18 protein-coding genes are annotated in these 18,120 nt (G+C 63.3%); 7 read left to right on the top strand and 11 right to left on the bottom strand.

Features of this window, described 5'->3' with window-relative positions; genetic code table 11:
- Genes tssJ through tagF form a run of 5 tightly spaced genes read left to right on the top strand, consistent with a single transcriptional unit; the run spans position 1 to position 7,200 of the window.
- On the top strand, positions 1-465 hold the full coding sequence (gene tssJ, locus Q1A06_RS06690; protein WP_299560432.1) for a type VI secretion system lipoprotein TssJ: 465 nt from the start codon (positions 1-3) through the stop codon (positions 463-465).
- 19 nt (positions 466-484) lie between these two features.
- Positions 485-1,819 carry a type VI secretion system baseplate subunit TssK gene (gene tssK, locus Q1A06_RS06685; RefSeq protein WP_299560429.1) on the top strand — a complete coding sequence of 445 codons (1,335 nt, stop codon included), beginning with the start codon at positions 485-487 and terminating at the stop codon, positions 1,817-1,819.
- A gap of 4 nt (positions 1,820-1,823) precedes the next feature.
- The gene (gene icmH, locus Q1A06_RS06680) at positions 1,824-3,161 is read left to right on the top strand and encodes a type IVB secretion system protein IcmH/DotU (RefSeq protein ID WP_299560426.1); all 1,338 of its coding nucleotides are present in this window, start codon (positions 1,824-1,826) and stop codon (positions 3,159-3,161) included.
- Positions 3,162-3,164: 3 nt separating this feature from the next.
- On the top strand, positions 3,165-6,704 hold the full coding sequence (gene tssM, locus Q1A06_RS06675) for a type VI secretion system membrane subunit TssM (RefSeq protein ID WP_299560423.1): 3,540 nt from the start codon (positions 3,165-3,167) through the stop codon (positions 6,702-6,704).
- A gap of 4 nt (positions 6,705-6,708) precedes the next feature.
- Positions 6,709-7,200: a type VI secretion system-associated protein TagF gene (gene tagF / locus Q1A06_RS06670; protein WP_299560419.1), complete on the top strand. Its 492-nt coding sequence runs from the start codon at positions 6,709-6,711 to the stop codon at positions 7,198-7,200.
- Here the strand turns inward: tagF and tssI are convergent.
- The 4 genes from tssI to Q1A06_RS06650 form a co-directional block, all read right to left on the bottom strand.
- Positions 7,187-9,514 (bottom strand): type VI secretion system tip protein VgrG, encoded by a 2,328-nt coding sequence (gene tssI / locus Q1A06_RS06665; protein WP_299560416.1) that lies wholly within the window; start codon positions 9,512-9,514, stop codon positions 7,187-7,189. The genes tagF and tssI overlap by 14 nt on opposite strands.
- Before the next feature lie 91 nt (positions 9,515-9,605).
- Positions 9,606-12,041, bottom strand: coding sequence for an ImcF-related family protein (locus tag Q1A06_RS06660; RefSeq protein WP_299560413.1), 2,436 nt, complete (start codon positions 12,039-12,041; stop codon positions 9,606-9,608).
- 3 nt (positions 12,042-12,044) lie between these two features.
- Positions 12,045-12,902 (bottom strand): M15 family metallopeptidase, encoded by an 858-nt coding sequence (locus Q1A06_RS06655; protein WP_299560410.1) that lies wholly within the window; start codon positions 12,900-12,902, stop codon positions 12,045-12,047.
- 14 nt (positions 12,903-12,916) lie between these two features.
- On the bottom strand, positions 12,917-13,669 hold the full coding sequence (locus tag Q1A06_RS06650; RefSeq protein WP_299560407.1) for a protein phosphatase 2C domain-containing protein: 753 nt from the start codon (positions 13,667-13,669) through the stop codon (positions 12,917-12,919).
- A 156-nt stretch (positions 13,670-13,825) separates the two neighbouring features.
- Here Q1A06_RS06650 and Q1A06_RS06645 point away from each other — a divergent pair, with 156 nt between their 5' ends.
- Positions 13,826-14,458, top strand: a complete 633-nt coding sequence (locus tag Q1A06_RS06645) for an OmpA family protein (RefSeq protein WP_299560404.1) — start codon at positions 13,826-13,828, stop codon at positions 14,456-14,458.
- Positions 14,459-14,501: 43 nt separating this feature from the next.
- On the opposite strand, the gene Q1A06_RS06640 is transcribed toward Q1A06_RS06645, so the two are convergent.
- Both Q1A06_RS06640 and Q1A06_RS06635 read right to left on the bottom strand, forming a co-directional pair.
- Positions 14,502-14,897, bottom strand: a complete 396-nt coding sequence (locus Q1A06_RS06640; RefSeq protein WP_299560401.1) for a group III truncated hemoglobin — start codon at positions 14,895-14,897, stop codon at positions 14,502-14,504.
- A gap of 2 nt (positions 14,898-14,899) precedes the next feature.
- Positions 14,900-15,055: a hypothetical protein gene (locus Q1A06_RS06635; protein ID WP_299560398.1), complete on the bottom strand. Its 156-nt coding sequence runs from the start codon at positions 15,053-15,055 to the stop codon at positions 14,900-14,902.
- An 81-nt stretch (positions 15,056-15,136) separates the two neighbouring features.
- Here Q1A06_RS06635 and Q1A06_RS06630 point away from each other — a divergent pair, with 81 nt between their 5' ends.
- Positions 15,137-15,565 (top strand): Rrf2 family transcriptional regulator, encoded by a 429-nt coding sequence (locus Q1A06_RS06630; protein ID WP_299560395.1) that lies wholly within the window; start codon positions 15,137-15,139, stop codon positions 15,563-15,565.
- A gap of 15 nt (positions 15,566-15,580) precedes the next feature.
- Here the strand turns inward: Q1A06_RS06630 and Q1A06_RS06625 are convergent, their stop codons facing one another.
- The 5 genes from Q1A06_RS06625 to Q1A06_RS06605 are packed head-to-tail and all read right to left on the bottom strand — an operon-like array spanning position 15,581 to position 18,119.
- Positions 15,581-16,294, bottom strand: a complete 714-nt coding sequence (locus tag Q1A06_RS06625; protein WP_299560392.1) for an NnrU family protein — start codon at positions 16,292-16,294, stop codon at positions 15,581-15,583.
- Positions 16,251-17,459, bottom strand: a complete 1,209-nt coding sequence (locus tag Q1A06_RS06620) for an NnrS family protein (RefSeq protein ID WP_299560389.1) — start codon at positions 17,457-17,459, stop codon at positions 16,251-16,253. The genes Q1A06_RS06625 and Q1A06_RS06620 overlap by 44 nt, the downstream gene beginning before the upstream one ends.
- A 2-nt stretch (positions 17,460-17,461) precedes the next feature.
- The gene (locus Q1A06_RS06615) at positions 17,462-17,713 is read right to left on the bottom strand and encodes a DUF6522 family protein (protein WP_299560386.1); all 252 of its coding nucleotides are present in this window, start codon (positions 17,711-17,713) and stop codon (positions 17,462-17,464) included.
- On the bottom strand, positions 17,710-17,949 hold the full coding sequence (locus tag Q1A06_RS06610; protein WP_299560383.1) for an NnrT protein: 240 nt from the start codon (positions 17,947-17,949) through the stop codon (positions 17,710-17,712). The genes Q1A06_RS06615 and Q1A06_RS06610 overlap by 4 nt, the downstream gene beginning before the upstream one ends.
- A complete protein-coding gene (locus Q1A06_RS06605; protein WP_299560380.1) occupies positions 17,946-18,119 on the bottom strand; it encodes a protein NnrT in 174 nt (57 codons plus the stop codon). Before Q1A06_RS06605 ends, Q1A06_RS06610 begins: the two co-directional genes overlap by 4 nt.
- Position 18,120: the final 1 nt, after the last annotated feature.

The following is an 18,120-nucleotide window of genomic DNA, read 5'->3' as shown; positions in this document are numbered from 1 at the left end:
ATGACCATTTTTGCACGACGCAGTTTTCTGATCACTTCCACATTGGGCGCAGGCGCTCTGCTGGCGGGCTGTATGGGCGAGGAAGCCCCCGCCGTTCTGGCCGTCAGCGCGCAGGGCCGCGCGGGCATGAACCCCGGAACGGGCGGCGCCGATCGGCCCGTCACGATCAGCGTGCTGCAACTGGCAAGTGCGGCGGCGTTCGATTCCGCCGACTACTTTGCGCTTCAGGATCCTGCAAGTGCGCTGGGCAGCGATCTCATTCGCGCCGACCAGCTGGTCCTCGCCCCTGGCGGATCGGCGTCCAAGGCGATCACGATCCAGCCCGGAACCAGTGTCATCGGCGTGGTGGGTGGGTTTCGCACCCCTGCGGGCCGCACAGTCCGCTCGAAGATCGCCGCCCCCGACGCGAATTCGGGGCTGATTATCAACGTGGGCGCGGGTGGCCTGTCGCTCGCGCGGGCCTGAAGCTACGAAAAGGACGGTTATGACCGATAGAAACAAGGTCGTCTGGTCGGAGGGGCTTTTCCTGCGTACCCAGCACCTGCAACAACAGGACCGGCACATCCGCTGGCTGATGCGGCACACCCTCGCCGCACAGCCGGAGGCGGCCTTCGGCTTCCTCGCGCTTGATCTCGATCCGGTGGCTCTTGATACCGGACAGGTCGCGGTCGCGCAGGTCGAGGGGTTTCTGCCGGATGGCACGTTTCTGTCGGTGCCCGATGGCACGCACGAGATTGCGCCGGTGTCGGTGCAGACCAAGACCGAAGCGGGCCTTGTCCATATCGCCATCCCATCGGAGGCAGCAGGGGCCGCCGCCATCGACCCCGCCCATGCCGAACCATCGGGCGCACGATACCGAGGGAGCATGGTCGAGGTGCGCGATGCCATCCGCAACGGCGCCGAGCCCAGCGAGATCGAGGTGGCGCGGCTGGCGCCCAAACTGCTGCTGCCGGGCGATGAGACGGCAGGCTATGTCACCTTGCCGATTGCGCGGATCGAGGGGCTGAACGCCGACGGGGCCGTGGCCCTGGACGATGGATTTCTGGCACCCGCGCTCAAGATCGAGGCGTTGCCGTGGTACGCGCAGTTGTTGAAAGAGTTGATCAACGGCATGGACCGTATCGCGGATGCCCATGGGGCGATGGTGCTTGGAGGAGCTGGCGCTTCGATGGAGAACCTGCTGATCCTGGAACTGGCCAACAGCACCCGCCCGCGCCTTGCTCATCTGGCGGCGCAAAATGCAGTCCACCCTTCGGCCCTGTTTCTCGAACTTGCCGGGATCGCGGGGAGGATGGCGACATACGGCGCCTCCGCGCGGCGGTTGGGCGATCTGCCCGACTATACCCACGCCGATCCACAACTGGCGTTTCAGGCGCTGGCCGATACCCTACGTTCGCTCGTGCTGTCGTTGCGCCATGTCGAGCCGAAATCGCGCGCGCTGCGCGTCTCGCGCCATTCCGAGAACATCTGGACCGTCCGCATCGACAATCCCGACATCATCGCCAGCAGCCGCATCGTCCTGCGGGTGGGCGGCGATATGTCGGAGAAAATGCTGCGCAAATTCTTCGTCGATCAGGCGACTGTTGGGGCGGCGGAACAGTTTGACACCCTTTGGAAATCGCGCCTGACCGGTATTCCTCTCAAACCGCTCAACAGCCAGCCACGCGAAATTCCCTATGACGGCGACCGCCTGTGTCTCGAACTCGACCGTCAGTCCGAACATTGGGCTGCCCTTTCCGACGCGCCCGGTTTCGTCGTCGGCGTCGCCGGCGATTTCGAACGGGAGCCGGAAATCGATTGCTACGCGGTTAGTAGGTGATGGCATGAGCGCGGATGATCCCTTTGGTCTGGAAAACGACGCGGGGCGCACCCGCATCCGGCCGGTCCGGCGCAATGCGGCGGCGGCGCAGCCCGTGGCACGAGCGCCGCAGGCAGTGGCGATCCGGGCCGGACGGGCGAGCGACAATCCGTTGGTCAATGCCTATGCGGCGCTGTTGGGCATGGCGCCCGAACTGGAACGTGCGACCGCCCCGGAAAATCCCGACGTGCTGCGCACCCGATTGCACGAGACACTCATCCGCGCGCGAGATGCTGCCGTTTCCGCCGGTGTGCCTCTGTCACGGGCGGACCAGGGCGCGTGGTTCGTCGCCGCCCTGCTTGATGACATCGCGCTGAACACGCCCTGGGGTGGCAACAGCGGCTGGCCGCGCATGCCGCTTGTGGTGTCCATGTACGGCAATGTCGACGCGGGCGAGCGTTTCTTTGATCTCGCCGAAGACCTTCTGCGCTTTCCCGAACGCGACCCGCAGCTGATGGAGCTGGTATTCCTGTGTCTGTCGCTGGGGTTTCGCGGCAAGTTCCGCCGCGAGGGTGGGCAGGGGGACGCGGCCATCGCCCTGCTGCGCGGCCAGATGGCGCGGCTGCTGCGTGACCGTGACGCCGCCGATGCACCCCTGGCCCCCCATTGGAAAGGGGTCGAGGCACGCGACGAGGAAAAGCGTTTCGTCGTGCCACTGTGGTCTATCGGATTGATTGCGCTCGCGCTCGTCACAGCAATTTACGTCGGGCTGGGTGTGAAGCTGTCGAACCGGGGAGAACAGCTTTATACGCTGGCCGGTGTCCTTCCTCCGCCGGAACAGGCGGATATTTTTCGCCCCGTGATCGAAACGGTCGACAAGCCACAACTGACCGCCGATCCATTGGTGTTCGAGCTGTTGCCGCTGTTTGGCGAAGCCGCACCCGAGAACCGCGTCGGCGCGCTGACCGGACGCGAGGATGTCTCGATTGCCGTGGTCGTGGTTCAGGGCACGGCACCCGAGGTGTTCCGCTCGGCAAAGGCGGATCTGAACAGCGAATACGCTACCCTGATCAACAGCATGGCGGGCGTGATCTTGGACAACGTGGAGTTCATCGGCGCCGTGCAGGTGGTCGGCCACACCGACAGCATCCAGGTGCGCCGGTCCAATCCTTTCCGCTCGAACCAGGGGCTGTCCGAAGCGCGTGCCAAAACGATCGCAGATATGCTGATCGCTGCCGGTGTACCTGCGGAGTTGGTCAGTTCGGCAGGCAAGGCTGCGACCGATCCGATTGCCGATAACGCCACGCGCGAGGGGCGCGCCCGCAACCGACGTGTCGAAATCATTCTGCAGAAGAAGGTCTGAGCCATGGGTGTCGTGAAAATGATCCTCGGTTTTCTGTTCTCGCGGTTCCTGTGGACGCTCGTCGGGATCGCGATCCTGTGTACGATGATCTGGTTTTACGGCCCGTTGATCAGCGTGGGCGACGCCGCACCGCTGGCGGGTGATCTGACACGGATCGTCGTAATCGGCGTGATCATCATCCTGTGGCTCGTCTCGATGCTGCTGCGCCAGATGCGCCCGGCACGGGCCAACCGGGCGTTTGTCGCGGAACTTGCCGCACCCGCGCCAGACCCCATTGCCCGTCCGGGCGACGAGAACCTGGCCGAGGTACAGGCAAAGTTTCAGGGCATCCTGGAGCAGATGAAACGCTCCAAACTGGGGGGCCGAAAATTTCTGCGCGACATGCCGTGGTACGTCATCATCGGCCCGCCCGGCACCGGCAAGACGACGGCATTGCGCCAGTCGGGCCTGCACTTCCCGATCGATCTTTCCGATGATCTCAAGGGGGTCGGCGGCACTCGCAATTGCGACTGGTTCTTTACCGAGGATGCCGTGCTGATCGACACCGCAGGGCGGTACGTACAGCAACAAAGCGATCCGGACGCGGACGCGGCGGAATGGAAGGGCTTTGTCGATCTGCTGGTCAAACACCGGGGGCGGCGCGCGCTCAACGGGGTGATCGTGACGCTGTCGGTGCAGGAACTCGCCGCTGACGACATCGCGATCCGCGAGCACGGGCGCGAGATCCGCAAGCGGCTGGCGGAATTGCGCGAGGAGACGGGTCTCAGGCTGCCGGTCTACCTGATGATCACCAAGGCCGATCTGATTCCCGGATTCGAAGCCTCTTTCGGTGATCTGAATGCGCAGGAGCGCGAGCAGGTCTGGGGGGCCACGCTGGGCACCGGCGACCGTGTCGATGCGCTGACGGTGGAGCGTGAGATACATGTTTTGCAAGAGGCGCTGGAAGAACGGTTGGTGGGGCGCATCTCGGACGATGTGCCGCTGGAGCAGCGCGCGGAGATCTTTCGGTTCCCCAGCCAGCTGGACCAGCTGACCGGCCCGCTCAAAGTGCTGATCGAGGCGATATTCGGCGAAAGCCGCTATGAAGAAAGCCCGTGGATGCGAGGCATCTATTTCACCTCCGCCACGCAGGAAGGATCGCCCATCGACCGGATGGTATCGGGCATCGCGAGTGCGCTGGGTCTGAACGCCCCGATGCCGGAGCGCCGCGCCCACGGCAACACGCGCAGCTTTTTCCTGCGCAATCTGCTGACCGATCTGGTGTTTCCCGAGGCCGGCCTTGGCCGCTTCGATCCGCGCGCGGAAGAACGCCGGCGCTGGATCTGGCGCGGGACAATGGCAGGGGCGACGCTGGCTACGGTACTTCTCGCTACGGTGTTCCTCTTTTCCTTCCTGCGCTACAACGGCGCGCTCGGTGAGCAGGAGCGCCAGCTTACGAACCTGTCCGCGCGGCTGGCCAATGTCGCGGCGCGTCAGGCGCCCACTGATCCGCTTGATATGAACCTCGCGCTGGACGCTGCCAACGAAACGGCCAACGCCCAGACCGCCGTAAAGCCAAGCCCGCTTACGCTGATCGGCCCCACCGCACAGCCCGAACTGGCGCAGATACATTCCATTGCCTACGACCACACCCTGCGCAATATTCTTGAGCCACGCATGGTCGCCCTCCTGGAGGCGACGATGTGGCGCCATTCGCGTGATCCCGAATTTCTGCTCGGCGCGCTCAAATCTTACCAGATGTTGACCGGGCAGGCGCCCTATGATGCCGCCTTTTTGGGTCAGTGGTGGCAGATCGTGTTGCCGGAATTCGCGCCCATTGATCCGTTTCCGACCGACGAATCCGTGGATCACCAGCTCGCGGCGCTGTCGCGGATGGCGGGAGAGGAGGACAAGATCGGGGCCGACCCCGCGCTGATCTCGGTGGCACTTGAGAGCATCTGCACCATCCCGCTGGCCGTGCGCGCCTATCGCAGCCTGCGTTCGGAGCCTGCAATTACCGAGCTTGGTGACTGGATCCCCGCCGAGAAAACCGGCCCGAACGGTGCACGCGTGCTCTCCCGCCTGTCCGAGCAGACGTTGCGCGTGGGGCTTCCCGGTGCGTTCACCTACAATGGCTTCCATCAGGCCGTTCTGCCGCTGATCCCCGAAGTTGCCGCACAGGCCACGCTCGACCGCGCCGTTTTCGCGGGCGGCTGTTCGGAAAGTGCGGATGCATCCGTGGAGACGCTGGAGGCGGATATTCTCAAGCTGTACTACGATGATTTCATCTCGCAGTGGGACGGGTTTCTGCGTGATGTGCGCCTGACCCCCATCGACGATCTGGTGCAGGCACGCCAGAACCTGAAGGATCTCGCTTCTGCCGACAGCGCGCTCAAGCGGCTGCTGGAATCCATCGTCTACGAGACGCATCTGGCGCGGGTCATCGAGGAGGGCGCCGGAAATGCCGCAGCACAGAAGGGTGCGCTGAAGGCCGCGTCGAAGCTGGGCAAGCTCGGCAAACTGGTCAAGAAAGGCGCCAAGATCGCGCGCACCACCAAATCCGACGCGCCACCGCCGGTGCCGCCCGGAACGCCCGTGTCCGATCACTTCGCCCCGATCCGCGCCACGGTCGAGGAGGTCGAGGGCAAGCCGCCGTTGCTGGGCGATGCGATTGCGGCCCTCACCGCGCTGTCGAATGAATTGCAGACGGTCGCTGCCAGCCCCGATCCGCAGGCGGCACTTCTGGCGCGCGGCGGGCTGCCGCAACTGACCGGTGCCATCGCCAACGAAGCGGCAATTCTGCCCGATCCCATTGATGCATGGATCGCGGGCATCGCGGGTGACACCATCGCCGTGACGCGCGAGGCGGTGATCGCGCAGCTGAACGCGCGGTGGCGGGCGGATGTGCTGCCGTTCTGCACCTCGGCGACCTCGGGCCGCTATCCGTTCGACCAGTCCAGCGCGATCGACGTCAACACGCTCGATTTCGCGCGGCTTTTCGGCGGTGGTGGGCTGATCGACAGGTACATCAACGATCATTTGCAGCCCTACATCGACAATACGGTGCGCCCGTGGAAATGGCGGGCCGATTTCGGGCTGGACGCAGCACTGCTCAAGCCGTTTGAGAACGCGCGTGCGATGCGCGACGCGCTGTTCCCGGGCGGGGCAGGGCCGGTGTTGGCCTTTTCGCTGGAGCCGACGGACCTGTCTGCGAACGCCAGCCGCGTGACCCTGAATGTCGATGGCCAGACGCTGAGCTATTTCAACGCGGCGGCGCGGCCGACGCCGATGACGTGGCCGGGGTCAGACGGCACCAATATGATCACGCTCAGTTTTGCTCCCGTCAACGGCACCGCCGAGTTGATTACGTCGGAGACCGGCAGCTGGGCCATCCTGCGCCTCGTGCGCAAGGGGCGGCTGTCGCCGACAGCTCTGCCGGAGGCTTTCGATCTGCGCCTGTCTGCGGGTGGTTTCTCGGCTAATTTCAATCTGCGGGCCAACTCGGTCGAGAATCCGTTCGACCTCAAAATGTTCGCGGGCTTTTCGTGCCCGCGCGGGTTTTGACGTTATGATGAGCACAGGTTTCTTTGGAAAGCTGCCGGTGGCAGGTGATTTTGTGGCGCGCGGGATACCCGCAGGCATCCGTCGCCCGCTCGACAGCTGGCTGACAACCCATATCGCCGGACTTGCCGGCGCGGCCATGAACTGGCCTGCGGGCGGTGTGCGTGCGGTCCTCGTCCTCGACGGTAAATCGTGGCTTTTGGTGATTGAGCCGGGCGAGGATTCCGTCGGACGGCCTTACCCGCTCGCCGCCTGCGTTCCGTTGAACGGGGCCGACCGAGCGGCTGCGGACCGTTGGGCCGATGCCGCCGCAGTAGTCTTGGTCGCGGCGTTGGATGCGCGCGCGGATGCCGCGGCAGTGCAGGCCGCTCTCGCGCGCATACCGCTTCCCGACGTTGCGCCACATCCGCTTGTCCCGCCGCTTGTCTGGTGGAACCGCAGCCCGGAGGGGCCACCGCAAGAACGGCTGGCCCGGTTGGCGCTGATCAGTTCTGGTTAATTTTGCTGCCCTTCATCGTGATGTCGCTGCTGGCATCAATGTTGATCTTGCCCGACCCCTTGAAGGTCAGATCCTTGCCTTCCAGCACAATCGTGCCGTCCTTCTTCAGCTGGAATTTGGCATCGCCGCAGACAAAGGTAATGCTATCGACCGCCTTGACGCTGATATCCTTGCCCACCTCGACATCAAGGTTCTCGCCAATGGTGAAAGACATGTTCTTGCCGATCTTGAAGACGCTGTCCTCTCCCGCAGACAGGCTGTGATTGGTGGCGATCTCGGTGCCCTGATCGGCGCCGATCTTGACGGATTGGCCCGCGCCGATCTCCCAGCTGTCGCTGGCACCTATGTCGTGGCTTTGCGCTGCCCCCACGGACATCTGGCGGGTGGCCCCGACACTGTTGATCTGGGCGGCGCCCACGGTACGGGTCTCGACCGCGCCGACTGTATCAATCCGCGCCACGCTTACGGTTATCGTCTGGTTCGCGCCGACAGACTGGGTGTGGTTCAATCCGATCGTCTCTGTTGAATTGGCGCCGATGGCGATCGTTTCGTCGACGCCGACGGTCAGACTGCGGTTGATGCCGACCGTTTCGGTATCGTTGCTGCCGATATCGACGGTGCGGTCCACGCCTACGGACGTCGTTTTGTTGTTGCCGACCGTTTCGTCGCGGTTGACGCCAACGTCCTGCGTGGCATTGTTGACGACCTCTTCGGCAAAATCATTGCCGATGTGACGGCTCTCGTTGTTCTTGATCAGCTCATTGTGGTCCTTCTCGGCCTGAAAATAGACTTCTTCCGACCCCTTCAGGTCCTCGAACCGCAATTCGTTCCAGCCGTCGCCGCCTTTCGAGCTTTCGGATTTCCAACCCGATTGGGTGGCATTTGCCGGCAGGTCATAGGGCGGCATCTGCTCGGCGTTGTAGACCCGCCCGGTGATGATCGGCCTGTCGGGATCGCCGTCGAGGAAATCGACGATCACCTCCTGCCCGATGCGCGGGATCTGGATAAAGCCGAAACCGGCCCCCGCCCAGGCTGCGCTGACGCGGATCCAGCAGGTCGATGTTTCATTGCCGCCGCCCAGCCGATCCCAGAAAAAGTGGACTTTGACGCGGGCGTATTCATCCGTGTAGATCTCCTCCCCGGCGGGCCCGACGACCCGCGCGGTCTGCGGTCCTTTCATCACCGGTTTGGGCGTGGTGCGGGCGGGGCGGAAAACGCTGTCGGACGGGACCAGCGCGAAGGTCGTCAGCATGCCCTGATCGCGCTCGATCCGTACGCTCGCCGCGTATTGGCCGTCAAGGATGTCGTACTGTGCCGTGAGGACCATGTATTCGCGGTTTTCCTCCTCGCGCGGATGATCGTAGAGAGCAAAAAGATGTCCCGCCCAGAATCCGATTGCGGTCGAGCGTGCCTTGACGCGGTATTGCAGTGATCGGTTCTCCTGCAAGCGCCGCTTTGCAATGTCGTCACCCGTCGCCGCTTCCGTGTAGTGGCCGGGATAGCTGTACCGTTCTGTGGTGTCGTCAGTATGCACATCGCCATCCAGTGATCTGGCGATGAGATCGGCGGACGGCACTTCGAAGTTGTAATCCGTCAGCGTGTGTTCCGCCGTCACGATGCTGTCCGTGCGGCTGAGCCGCGAGATGATCCCCGCACCTTCGATTGCAGCAAGATCGTTTGGCTCGAACCGCAGCGTGCCATCCGGAAAGCCGGGTTTGAGCGCGGACATCTCATCGGTCATGACGAGCGTGTGCTTGCCTTCAGTGAATTCGAAGAAATAGAAGACGCCCTCGTGCTCCATCAGCCGTTGCAGGAAATCGAGATCCGTCTCGCCGTATTGAACGCAGTAGTCGCGCACGTCCAACGCGCTGCCCTGCACGTCGAACCGGTAATCCGCGATGCCGTGTTCATCCAGCACGGACGCGATGATATCCTTGACCGATTGATCCTGAAAAATGCGGTTGTCGGTGGATTTGGACAAAAGCCAGAGCCTGGGCCGCACCACCAGGCGGTACTGATACAGGTTGTCGTCATCGTTGCCCTCGAAGCGGAACTGGTCCACCATGCCATGAAAATACCGCGGCTCCTGCTCATCGGCCAGATCGGATGGCACAACGACCGAGACCGTTTCGCCCAGCAGATCGGCACTTGCGATCGCAGGATCGACGCTTTGCGCGAGAATGTTGTACTCGAAACACCTGCTGACGTGATCAGCACCTGTGAGATGCGCAAACTGCAAAGCGTCCACAGGGCCGAAAGGGCCGTCCATCGTGCCGAGCGGGGTGACTAAATATGCGGTGCGGTCTAATGCCATTTTTGGCTCCTTTGATCAGAGCGCGAGTCGAAAAATCAAAAACAATGAAGCTACCATACAGCGGATTTGCCCGAACCGGGCGGAAAAACTCTTACAGCGTGGCTGGACAGGCGAGCCCAAGCATCGCGGCGCGTACGGAAACCGGGTTTAGTCTGGCTTGAAAGCGCATTTCCAGAAACACGCGACCCGCCGCACTGCGCAGGTCCAGAAGGATGCGCTGCCCGCCGTCGCGCTGGCGCAGGCGCAGGCCGTCGATCAGCCGCATCAGGCCCCAGGGGCCGGTGTGCACGATCCTGGCCGCATCGGAACTCTCGCGAAAGCTGACCTCGATTCCGATCCCGGGCTGTGGGCCGGGCCAGTGCAGCGCGGCGGGCGCTCCGGTGGCGCGCACCGGTTGTGCCGCGCCACCGATGGCAACCATCGTTTGCCCCCGCTCGGCCAGCGCTGCCAGTGTCAGATCGAAATCAAGCTTTCCGCTTGTTCCGAAAAGCCCTTCGGACACCTGCATCGCGCGTTCGAGCACGACCGCGCTTTCGGCGGTGACACCCGCAAAACGCGCTTCGGGCTTCCAGCGCCACGGGCTTTCGGAGGTTTCCAGCAACGGGGCCGCAGTTTGTCTGACAAATGTGCTCAACACGCCCTGCGGACCCAGAAGTGCTGTCAGATCCGCAGGGGACGCATCGGGGCCTTCAGCAAAGGGAAAATGCGAACCCAACGTGTCGCGGCACAGGGGAAAAACCTTCCGCTGCCACGCGCGCGTCAGCGAATTGCTCGCCTCGCCCTGTTCGGGCTGGGCCGATTGCGCCAGCACATCCTCGGCGATCTGCACGACGATACGCGGCGCGCTCTTGAGTGCGGCGATGGAACGGGCGCGGTCCTGAATGCTCATCAGCCTTTGCGTGCCACGGCTGGCGTTGATGTCAATCGCGCCGAGCGCCACGTTCAACTGCGAAAAGAGGCCCGAGATCTCGGCCATCCGGCCCTGTTCGACATATTGGATCATGGCCCCGAATTCGCGCGCGATGGTCAACTGTTGGGCATGGGTGCGGGTGCGGTCGGTGCCGCCGACTTGTACCCAAACCTCGCGCAGAAGCCGGGTCAGCGGGTTTTCCGGTTGCGCCAGTGCCCCCGAGACGATGATCGCCGTCTCGCGCTGCGCAAAGGGTCGCACCCGCAGATCGGCAAGCCAGGTTTTCCAGGCCGACAGGGTTTCCAGATGCAGCCGGTCCATCAACAGATCCGGTGATGCGTTCCGGGCGGGCAGGACGCGTCCAGTGATCAGCGGAGCCATATCCCGCGCGCGTTGCACGGCGCCGCCCACCGCGAAATCGCGCGCTTCATCCCATCCTGTCGCCGTGAGAAGACCGGGGATGCCGTCATCCAGCGCGCGTCCGGACCGCCGCAAGACGATGGTGTCTAGCGCGCGGATCTGTGCGGTCGGCTGCCAGACCGGCAGCGCGCGCATCCGTTCGGAGCGCGCCAGCTCAAGCCAGGCGCGGTCGGGCTCCGGCACCTCGGCGGCGAACCCGCGCGCCTGGTCCATCACCGGCGTGTCGCGCGCTGTGATGTCGGGAAAGGGGCCTTCGAGCAGTTGCGCGTGCGGTCCCAACCCCTCGACTCCCGCTGCGGCGCCATGATCACCCAGCCAGCCTTGCAAATAGCCGACGTTCCAATCGGCGGCCCCCGTCAGAACCGACCAGCCGCGCAGCGTGTCGTAAAGGACAAGCCCGTCCCCATCGGTCGCCAGCACCTCTTCGATCCCGTTCGCGATGGCTCGCGGCACATGGCGTTCGATCGCCTGTTGATACACCGCCTCGGCGTGTGTTTCGCCGTCGCCCATCGGCAATCTCACGATCCGCCGCAGCGGTGCGCGCGCGGCGGCGCGCCTGACCCGCGCCACCGCGGCGCGCATATCGTCCAGCCGCGCCACCAGTGCCGTGCGATCCTGCGGACGGTCCAACCCGATATTGAGCGCCTCGGCATCGAACGCGGTGATCAGCCGCGCGTGGAAACGGTGCTCCAGCCAACCGGCATATCCTGCCAACCCCAGCACGAGCACCAGTAGATAGGCCGCGATACGCAGACCCCAGTTGCCGCTGTCAATGCGGCGGTGCGCATGGCGACGATCCTCAGCGCGCGCGAGGATATCCGCGAGGAACCGTTCCAGATCGGCAAATTCCGCGCCTTGTCTTGCTGCCGTTTCGCGGAAATCGCGAATTCGGGAGACCGGCATGTCGTGCCCCTCGAACAGCTGCCTCTGCGCAAGGACGGACCACGCGCTCAGCGACAGGCCCGCGACCGAGCGCGCCCGAACGTCGAAGAGCATGGCGAGGGCGTAGCGGGCAGGTTTTATGGCGGCAGAGGGAACACCAGCGCGGGCGGCGTCGCGTTCGAACCCCGCAAGCGCCGCCGCCGCCGCATCCACCATTGCCGCCGCGCCACCGCGCGCGCGCTGCTCCATGTCGTCGACCAGATCAAGGACCGGGCGGGCCGCAAGATCGAGAGCGGAGGCAGGGACCGCCGGCATCGGCTACAGCTTGCCTTCAGTCTGCCACCGCCGCAGCGTTTCAACGCCCACTTCGAAATGCATGGAATCCTCGCGGTTGTAGGTGGCCCCCCAATACCAACCCTCATCGTTGAACAATTCGGCCAACAGCAACAAACCGAATTGCGTGCCGCCGTCGCCGAAACCGTCCAGACGTCCCTGTAGTTTTACGTCGATCGCGGTGCCCCACGAATGGTTCGACCACGAAGAACTCGACCCCCGGATCAGCCGCGCGCACAGCGCCCCGGCAGTGCCAAGCGCATCGTGGATGTCAGGCTCGCTTTGTTTCAGCTTCGAGACGATGCGTTCAAGACTGTCGAGCGCGGGTTTCAGCATCGTTACGCGGATCGGACCCACCTGTCGCGTTTCCAGCAGCGCCTTCAGGCGGGGGTTCGTCACGCCGCTGCAATTGATCGTTTTCGTACTGCGCGGCACGCCCAGTACCTCCAGCATGATCCGGTTGCGGGGCTGGCTGATGCCCTTGTTGAACCGCGCCTTGGCCAGTTTCATCACTTCCGTCATCGCTTCGGTGCCGCCGTGGTCTTGGTCTTCCTGCGGCTGGGGTGGCGGCGTCAGGGTCAGGGGCGCACCGGTGGGGTCCGTGGGCACCACCGCTGCGCCAAGGGCTACCTCTTCGGCCAATCGGTTGATTTCCGCCTGTGCATCCCTGAGTTCCGAGCGCAGGGTGTCGATCTGCGATTGCATCCTGGCAGTTTGCGCCTCTGTTCTCTCAAGCCGCAATTCGGTGCTGCCATCGGCGGTCTGCAACAGCGCGCCGACGACCGCCACCGCTATACCCGCCATCACAAGGCCGATCGCGATGATGATGGGACCAATCAGCATTCCTTGGCGCATTGCTATCCCTCGCTGCCGAATACCGAAACCACCGATACATTGTCAGGCGCGCCGGATTCGAGCGCTGCGATCACCAGCGCATCGCACATTGCTGCGGGAGTGGCGGCGGCAGACATGTGCGACGCGATTTCGGGGTCGCCAAGACAGGCCGTCAACCCGTCGCTGCATAAAAGCACCTTGTCGCCGGCGACCAGCGGTACGACGGTCTTGTCGATCTCCACCGCGCGCTCGACCCCCACCGCGCGGGTGATAACGTGGCGTTCGGGGTGTTGGGCGCGCTGGTCATCGCCCAGCAGGCCCTGATCGACCATATCCTGCACGACCGTATGATCGCGCGTCAAAAGGCGCAGTGAGCCGCCGCGTAACAGATAGGCACGGCAATCGCCGACCCAGACGATCGTTGCAGTCGAGTTCTGCACGTGCATCACGACGACAGTCGATCCCATTTGTCCCGCATTTCTGGCGCGGTCGAGAATTTCGGTGTTCGCGGCCTCAAGCTGCCGGCGCAGAGCCTGCACCGCCCTCGCGTCGTCGGCCACCCGGCTCAGCCTGTCGATGACGATATCCGAGGCTACATCGCCGTGCCCGTATCCGCCCATGCCGTCCGCAACCGCCCAAAGCGCACCGGATGGATCTGTCAGGATCGAATCCTCGTTGCGTTCGCGCACCAGACCCGTGTGCGTGAGGCCGGCACCGAAGAAGTTTGGCACAGCTCCGGCGTAGAGCGGCGGTACGCGGGTTACGGGCGCTGTCATTCCTGCCCCCCGTCGGTCACGTCGGGTTCCGCCCGACAGAACCGGAACCGGCTGATATCGGCATAGGAACTCTCTGAAAAAGGCTGCTTTGAAACTGGTTTGATGTTACCCTAGGTTAGCTTTTCGGCAAAACCATTTTTATCACAGGTCCAGTCCATGAAACATATTCTTACCGCCGCCCTCGCTTTTTCAAGCCTGCTTGCCGCGCCGCTCGCGGCACAGGAAGATCTGTCGGTCGAGGAACTGACCCGCCTTTTCGAGCGCCAGAAAGAGGCATTCAACGAGGCCACGACCAACGGTCTGGGCCAATCGCGCGGACTCAAGTTGGTGACTGTCGAGGACGCCACCGCTGCGCAAGGATCAACAACCGTGACGGCGCAGGCGGATCCTACCCCGACCGATCCCAACAAGCCGATCGCGGCGACGCCGGTTGTCTTTGGGAAGCTTGATCCCGAATTGCAGGTCAATCTGCGGATCACCTTCGGATTTGATTCCGCAGCGCTTTCGGATGCGGAGAAACCCAAGCTCGACAAGATGTGTCAGGTGCTCAGGCAAAGCGACATCAACCTCGTGCGCGTCGTCGGGCACACCGATACGTCCGGTTCGGCGCAGTACAACGAGCGTCTGTCGATGCTGCGCGCACAGGAGGTGGCGCGGCATCTGACCGAAAGCTGCGGGATTGCCGCAGAGCGGCTCCAGACCATCGGCATGGGAGAGCGGTTTCCCGCGAACCCCGCTGACAGCCGCGCCGACGAAAACCGCCGTGTCGAGTTTCAGGCGCTAAGCTGAGCGCCCCCGTGTCGCGGTGGCGGGTCGGTCGGCGGTGTGTCCGTTATCCTAGGTGGGGGACCTGTTCGGTGGCATCCCCTCTGGCTACGCCATAGCTCAGCCCGCGACCGATTCTGTGCGCGAGCCTTGACCAGCTTTGCGCCAGCGCCGCCGGAAGCTCCTCGGCGAGCACTGTATCGAACTGTGCCAACCAGATCTCGAAATGGTGCGATCTGACGTTCCCGGCGGCGGAATGGACCTGCATCGGGTTGCCGTCATAACAACGCTCCAGCAACAAGGCATTGCGCCAGAACCGTCCGATCTTGTCCTCGTGTGGCTGCCACTGCGTGACATGCGCTGCAAAGACCGGGCCGAGTACGGGGTCCGCCCTTACGCGGGTGTAGAACTTGTGTACGACCCGCTCGATCTGTTCCGGGGTGACGGGGATGCGCGGGGGCATGGTCACACCATGACAAGCCATACAAAAATCAGACTGACCACCAGGTAGACCAGCGTGTTGACCATCCAGCGGATCAATCCGGCCTCACCTTCGGGGTCGACGCCGAGGCGCTCGCATACTTTCGTACCGGGCCACAGAAATGCTTCTGACAGTGTCATCGTCTCGTTCCTTTATTCAGTATTTCATATACGGAATATCTAATGCTTTTAATTGCGCAAATCAAATGCTAATTATCGAAGATGCAACTGGACAAGTTCACCGACTACGCATTGCGCGTTCTCATCATGCTGGCGGTGCGCGCGCCTGCGCGCGTTGCAACATCGCACATCGCGGCTGTCTACGGGCTCTCCGAGCATCACCTGTCGAAAGTTGCGACCCAGCTCGTTGCTGAAGGATTTGTCCGCTCGGAACGTGGACGAAACGGGGGGCTGACGCTGGCAAAGCCCGCTATGGCGATCAAGATCGGGGATGTGGTGCGCGCGCTTAAGCGTGATGATCCGGTGGTAGAGTGCTTTGGAACGGACAAGTCCTGCCTGATCCTGCCCGCATGCGGATTGCGCGCGCCATTGGCGCAAGCGCAGGAAGCGTTTTTTGCGACTCTCGACCGTTTCACATTGGCGGATGTCGCAAGGTCACGCCGCGCGCTGGATGCGCTGCTGGTCGAGTAGGTGCCAATAAACCCATCAAAGCGATAGGGCAGGCACCCCGAAAATCACGGGATGAGCCGCCAGCAGGGCGACGAATGCGGCCAGCGCAATAGCAATGCGCGCAAGCACCCATCGCGTGTCGGTCGGCATCGGCAAGAGGGGGCTCTTCTTGATCTGCGCTTGCAACGTCTGCCAACGCTCCGGCGTGAGGTATTTCTTTTTTCGCCTGTCGATCAAGCTGCGCCCCAGAACCGCAAAGCCTGCGAAAATTCCGAAAAGGATCACATGGGCCAGATCCCCGTTCGGCAGGATATGAAGCGAGGCCCAAAGGGCCAGGGCCACCAGCACCGGGTGGCGCAGCCAACGGACGATGCCGGGATGTCGCGGATCGAAACGGTCGTGATACGCGCCGCCGAAGGAAAACGGGTTGGGCTGGCCAAGGCTGAAAGCGAGGATCAGGCAGACCACGAGCATCCCGGCGACCACGACAAGGCGGTGCCACGGCGCTTGCGGCCATAACAAGAGATAAGGGGCGTAACCTGCCGCCGCGATAACGGCGCTCAGCATGATCAGAGAGAGTACGGAATAGCCGATGGTGAACCCGCGCTCTCCCAGCGCGCCGACGATCCTGTTGCGGATACGGGGCCTGACAGGAAGAGAGTGGGTCAGGAAAATGCGGCGATGACGGCCGCAAAGCCGGTCCAGCTCATGATGCGGGCTCCTGTTTGGTGCGCAGCAGCATCGGGCCATAGACAACCACAAATCCCGCGAAACAGGCGATCCATAGGGTAGCTGAGACGGTCAGAAACACGTCGCGCATCTGCGGCACAAGATCCGCCGCGGGCCTAGAGATAACGGATCCGATCAGCACCAGATAGATCGCAACGGTGGGCCGACCCGCCACGAGCGGACGGCCCACATGGCCCTTCGTCGCGCGGGTCATGACCGCGACAGTCATCAACCCGATCGCGCCGACGGTCCAGACATGCAGCGCACTTGCCTGCGAAATGAAGCTCGGCACCAGAATTGCCAAACCCATCGCCAGTGCCCCCAGCGGAATGCACGCATAGGCAACGTGCAGGATCCAGACCAGCGGTTCGACCAATGTCCGCTCTGCACGCCAACGGGCAAAGCGCACCAGATGAACGACGCTCAGGATCAGCAGGCCGACACCGGCAAGCGGATGTCCGGGTGCAACGCACCAGCCAATAAGGACCGCAACCGTCAGCCCGATCGCCGCCTTGTCGAACCGCTGCATCGGCGGTGTCGGCAAAGCTGTGGCACCGCGTTTGACCAGCCAGTTGCGGGTGAATGACGGAATGATCCTGCCGCCGATCAACACGATGAGAACCAGCACAGTCGCCAGACCCAGCCGAAGGCCAATCCCGCCGGCGGCGTACCCGCCTTGACCAGCATCGAGGTGAAACAGCGCATTGGAAAGTATCAGCAAAGTCAGCAGGATCAGAACCGGAAGATTGCGCCAGTTTCTGCCGGCGACGATCTCTCGCAGGATCACAACAGCGAGAACGACGAAGAAAATGAGATCCGCACCCGCAACACCCCACCCGGGCAAGTAGGCCGAGACGGCGATCGCCAGCCGTCCGACAAGCCACAGTGCGCACAGACCGCCAAGCCGCCAACCGACGACCGGCAGGCGCCCTGTCCAGTTCGGCACAGCCGTCAGCAAGAACCCTCCGATCACGGCGCCGAGGTAGCCCAAAAGGAACTCATGCGCGTGCCATGTCACGGGATCGAACCGGCTCGGCAGTGTGAACATCCCGGCCAGCATCGCGCTCCAGACCGCCATCGCACCCGCTGCCCAAAGGGCGGCCAGCAGGAACAACGGGCGGAACCCGAAACTCAGGACAGCGGGACCACGCCACTGGCGTCTTTGTGTCGATGTGGTGCGTGCCATCGCTATCTCCCGACCGGTACGCGCGTGGTCGACAGAACAGTGCCATCCGCCGAACAGGTCAGACGAAGGCGGGTGCGGTCGTGAAAGAATGTCAGGCGGAACCGCCCCGCATCGTCTTGCGTGCCTGTCTCGAACCGGCTGGTGATCTCGCCGCTGCGCATCTTTTCGGGGACCAGCGCGGGGGCGATGCCCAGCAGCGGCCCCAGATCGTCGGCATCGACGGTGGCCCGGCCATTTTCCAGTGCGATCTTCATGGGATCTCCTCCTTTTCGGCGCGGTCCATAAGTTGCCGGATGTGGCGGGCAAAGACCAGGGTTGCGGGGACGCCGATCACACACCCCAGCGCGAATGACCAGCCTGTCGACAGGATCGGACCGCCCACCCAGCTTCCGATAAGGGCCGCGAAAAATACATTCACACCGGCCGCCCCCGCGGCAAGCGGATAAAGGACCAGCGCAATCCACCGTGTGGGCCAGCCGCCTTGGGTCACTTGCGCATCACCAGATGGTGGACAAGCCACAGCGCCGCAATGAGGGCGAGGGAGGCGACCGCGAACCATAATTCTGCGGTTGCCGATTGCGCTTGGGGGATCGGACGGTCAAAGCTGCCGGCCCAGGTGGGAGAGGCAAGGATCATCACGATGAGAGGGAAAAGGCGCATG

It is taken from the genome of uncultured Sulfitobacter sp., from assembly GCF_947497275.1.
In the GTDB taxonomy this organism is placed as follows: Bacteria; Pseudomonadota; Alphaproteobacteria; order Rhodobacterales; family Rhodobacteraceae; genus Sulfitobacter.
Note: the sequence above shows the minus strand (reverse complement) of the source record. Positions and strands in the feature narration are given on the sequence as shown.

Coding starts and splice junctions, on each gene's coding strand:
- Q1A06_RS06650 (WP_299560407.1), bottom strand. CDS start 13,669: ATGACAGCGCCCGTAACCCGCGTACCGCCGCTCTACGCCGGAGCTGTG.
- Q1A06_RS06635 (WP_299560398.1), bottom strand. CDS start 15,055: ATGACACTGTCAGAAGCATTTCTGTGGCCCGGTACGAAAGTATGCGAG.
- Q1A06_RS06645 (WP_299560404.1), top strand. CDS start 13,826: ATGAAACATATTCTTACCGCCGCCCTCGCTTTTTCAAGCCTGCTTGCC.
- tssK (WP_299560429.1), top strand. CDS start 485: ATGACCGATAGAAACAAGGTCGTCTGGTCGGAGGGGCTTTTCCTGCGT.
- tagF (WP_299560419.1), top strand. CDS start 6,709: ATGATGAGCACAGGTTTCTTTGGAAAGCTGCCGGTGGCAGGTGATTTT.
- Q1A06_RS06655 (WP_299560410.1), bottom strand. CDS start 12,902: ATGCTGATTGGTCCCATCATCATCGCGATCGGCCTTGTGATGGCGGGT.
- Q1A06_RS06630 (WP_299560395.1), top strand. CDS start 15,137: ATGCAACTGGACAAGTTCACCGACTACGCATTGCGCGTTCTCATCATG.
- Q1A06_RS06660 (WP_299560413.1), bottom strand. CDS start 12,041: ATGCCGGCGGTCCCTGCCTCCGCTCTCGATCTTGCGGCCCGCCCGGTC.
- tssJ (WP_299560432.1), top strand. CDS start 1: ATGACCATTTTTGCACGACGCAGTTTTCTGATCACTTCCACATTGGGC.
- icmH (WP_299560426.1), top strand. CDS start 1,824: ATGAGCGCGGATGATCCCTTTGGTCTGGAAAACGACGCGGGGCGCACC.
- Q1A06_RS06625 (WP_299560392.1), bottom strand. CDS start 16,294: ATGGCCCGATGCTGCTGCGCACCAAACAGGAGCCCGCATCATGAGCTG.
- Q1A06_RS06640 (WP_299560401.1), bottom strand. CDS start 14,897: ATGCCCCCGCGCATCCCCGTCACCCCGGAACAGATCGAGCGGGTCGTA.
- Q1A06_RS06605 (WP_299560380.1), bottom strand. CDS start 18,119: ATGCGCCTTTTCCCTCTCATCGTGATGATCCTTGCCTCTCCCACCTGG.
- tssM (WP_299560423.1), top strand. CDS start 3,165: ATGGGTGTCGTGAAAATGATCCTCGGTTTTCTGTTCTCGCGGTTCCTG.
- tssI (WP_299560416.1), bottom strand. CDS start 9,514: ATGGCATTAGACCGCACCGCATATTTAGTCACCCCGCTCGGCACGATG.
- Q1A06_RS06615 (WP_299560386.1), bottom strand. CDS start 17,713: ATGAAGATCGCACTGGAAAATGGCCGGGCCACCGTCGATGCCGACGAT.
- Q1A06_RS06620 (WP_299560389.1), bottom strand. CDS start 17,459: ATGGCACGCACCACATCGACACAAAGACGCCAGTGGCGTGGTCCCGCT.